Source organism: Nocardioides sp. NPDC057772, from assembly GCF_042798075.1.
Taxonomy (GTDB): Bacteria; Actinomycetota; Actinomycetes; order Propionibacteriales; family Nocardioidaceae; genus Nocardioides.
Map to the genome: position 1 here is coordinate 1 of NZ_JBHVKN010000326.1, position 3,287 is coordinate 3,287.

The following is a 3,287-nucleotide window of genomic DNA, read 5'->3' on the forward strand; positions in this document are numbered from 1 at the left end:
GTCACCGGGGCGTCGTGGTTGGTCAGCTGTCCTGGGACGGCGTGGTGTCGCGGCTGGCGCCACCACGGGTGCGGGTCACGACCTTCGGTGCCGGCGTGGACGCGGTGCCGTTGCTGGTCACCGGCGCCTCGGGCTTGGTCGCGGTCATCACCGCGCCCTCACCGGTGCTCACCACCTCGCGGCGGGCGCCACGGCGCTGCCGGGTCACCACCTTCGGCTTGGAGTCGACCGGCTCGGCCGCGACCGGCTCCGGCGTGGCGACCGCGGGCTCAGTGGCCTCGGGCTCCTTCACCTCGGGCTCGGCTGCCTTGGGCTCGACCGCCTCGGGCTCGACGGGCGGGGCCACCGGCGCGGGCTTCTCCGCCGCCGGCTTCGGCTCGGACGTCGAGCTGCCGACGACCGCGGCCAGGACCGGACGGCCGGTCGTCGCGGCACGACGGGTGCGGGTGCGCGTGGTCACCTTCGGGGCCTCCGGCTCGGCGGGAGCCTCAGCGGGGGCCTCGGCGACCGTCTCGGCAGGGGTCTCCGCCTCGACCGGCTCAGGTGCCGGAGTCGACGCCTTGGACCGGCGCGAACGCGTACGCGTCGTCACCTTGGGCGCCTCGGCCTCTTCAGGGGCCGCCTCGGCTGCCTCGGTGGACTCGGCGGCCGTGGGCTCCTCGGGCGCGGTGGTCCGCGACCGGCGAGAGCGAGTGCGGGTGGTGACCTTCGGGGCCTCGGCGATGTCGGGCTCGGCCGCTGCCGGCTCGGCGGGAGCCTCGACGGGCTCGGCCACCGCGGCCGGCTCGTCGGCCTTCTCCGACTGACCCGCCATCGCGGCGAACTCGGCCGGCGACGGCGTCTTGGTGGACTCCTCGACCACCTCGGTGCCGTTCTCGTCCTTGCCCTTGCCACGGCCACGGCCGCCACGACGACGCGAGCGCGGCTCGTCGGGGGCGACGCCGGAGGACTTGCCGGGCTCGACGGGGTGCTCGTGGATCACCAGACCGCGGCCGTTGCAGGCCTCGCAGTTCTCGGAGAAGGCCTCCAGGAGGCCGGTGCCGATCCGCTTACGGGTCATCTGGACCAGACCCAGCGAGGTGACCTCGGCGACCTGGTGGCGGGTGCGGTCGCGGCCCAGGCACTCGACCAGGCGACGCAGCACGAGGTCGCGGTTGGACTCCAGGACCATGTCGATGAAGTCGACGACGATGATGCCGCCGATGTCGCGCAGCCGGAGCTGGCGCACGATCTCCTCGGCCGCCTCGAGGTTGTTCTTGGTGACCGTCTCCTCCAGGTTGCCACCGGAGCCGGTGAACTTGCCGGTGTTGACGTCGACGACGGTCATCGCCTCGGTGCGGTCGATGATCAGCGATCCGCCGGAGGGCAGCCAGACCTTGCGGTCCAGGCCCTTCGCGATCTGCTCGTCGATGCGGTAGGCGGCGAAGGCGTCGGCCTCACCGTCGTACTTCTCCACCCGCTCCTCGAGGTCGGGGGCCACCGACTGGACGTAGTCCTTGACGGTCTCCCACGACGAGTCGCCGGAGATGACCAGCTTGGCGAAGTCCTCGGTGAACAGGTCACGGACGACCTTCAGGGTCAGGTCGGGCTCGCCGTAGAGCAGCTGCGGTGCGTTGCCGCCCGCACGCTTCTCGATGTCCTCCCAGCGGGCCTTGAGGCGCTCGACGTCGCGGGTCAGCTCCTCCTCGGCGGCGCCCTCCGCGGCAGTGCGTACGATCACGCCGGCCGTGTCGGGGACGATCTCCTTCAGGAGCGTCTTGAGGCGGTTGCGCTCGGTGTCGGGCAGCTTGCGGGAGATGCCGGAGGTGGTGCCGTCGGGCACGTAGACCAGGAACCGGCCGGCCAGCGAGATCTGCGAGGTCAGGCGGGCGCCCTTGTGGCCGATCGGGTCCTTCGTCACCTGGACGAGCACCTTCTGGCCGGAGGTCAGCACCGACTCGATCTTGCGGGGCTGGCCCTCCTTCCAGCCGAGCGAGGCCCAGTTGACCTCACCGGCGTAGAGGACGGCGTTGCGGCCCTTGCCGATGTCGATGAACGCGGCCTCCATGGAGGGCAGCACGTTCTGGACGCGGCCGAGGTAGACGTTGCCGATCAGGCTGGTCTGCGACTCGCGGGCGACGTAGTGCTCGACGAGCACCTTGTCCTCGAGCACGGCGATCTGGGTGAGGTCCTCGCGCTCGCGGATCACCATGACGCGCTCGACCGACTCGCGGCGGGCCAGGAACTCGGCCTCGCTCACGATCGGGGCGCGGCGACGACCGGCCTCGCGGCCCTCGCGGCGGCGCTGCTTCTTGGCCTCCAGTCGGGTCGAGCCCGACAGCGCGGTGATCTGGTCCTCGCCGGTGCGGCTCTGGCGGACCTTGGTGACGGTGTTCTCCGGGTCGTCGCCGGCCTCGCCCGAGGCCTCACCCGCGCGGCGGCGGCGACGGCGACGGCGCGAGGAGCTGCCGCCCTCGCCCTGCTGCTCGGCGTCGGCGTTCTCGTCGCCCTCGCCCTCGGACTCCTCGGACTTGTCCTCGGCGTCGGTCGAGTCGGAGCCCTCGGCGTCGCCGTTGGCGCCCTTGCGGCGGCGACGGCCGCCACGGCGGCGGCGACGGCGGCCGTTGCCGCCACCCTCGCCCTCGTCGGTCGAGGCCTCGTCGGACTCGGCGTCCGACTCGGCGTCGGTGGTCTGGGCCTCGGCGTCGGTCTCGGACTCCTCGTCCTCGGCAGGCTTCTCCTCGGCCGTCTCGGCGCGGCGTACGTTGCGCTTGCGGCCGCGGCCCGGGGTCTCCTCCGTCGCCTCGGCGGCGGGCTCAGCGGCCTGCGGCTCGTCCTCGGCGGGAACCTCGGCAGCGGCCTCGACGGGCTCCTCGACGGGCTTGGGCTCGGCCGTCTTGCGCGTGCGGCGGCGGGTGGTGGTCTTGGTCGGTGCCTGGAACAGCACCGCGGGGGCCGCGGGGCCGGCCTGCTCGGTCTCGGGCTCCTCGACGGTGTCGTCGGCGACCTCCTCCGCGGGAGTCTCGGCAGCCTCGACGGGCTCGGCCACCGGCTCGACGGCCGGCTCCACGGCCGGCTCGACGGCCGGTTCGACGACAGGCTCGACGACAGGGGCGGCGGCCTTCTTGGCGGCGGCCTTCTTCGTGGTCCTCTTGGCGGCGGTCTTCTTCGCCGCCGTCTTCTTGGCCGGGGCCTCGGCGGGGCCCTCCGCGGCCTCACCCTCCGGCGCGGCGGTGGCCGCGGTGGTCTCGGGCTCGGTGGTCTCGACCTCGGCCGGCGCCGCGGCGGCAGCCTTCTTGGTCGTACGC

1 protein-coding gene is annotated in these 3,287 nt (G+C 73.4%); it reads right to left on the reverse strand.

Annotated features, from left to right (window positions below; genetic code table 11):
- Window positions 1-22: 22 nt before the first annotated feature.
- Window positions 23-3,287: Rne/Rng family ribonuclease (locus tag ACFVJS_RS27120; RefSeq protein WP_378886661.1), on the reverse strand; the 3,265-nt coding region annotated here is incomplete at its 5' end.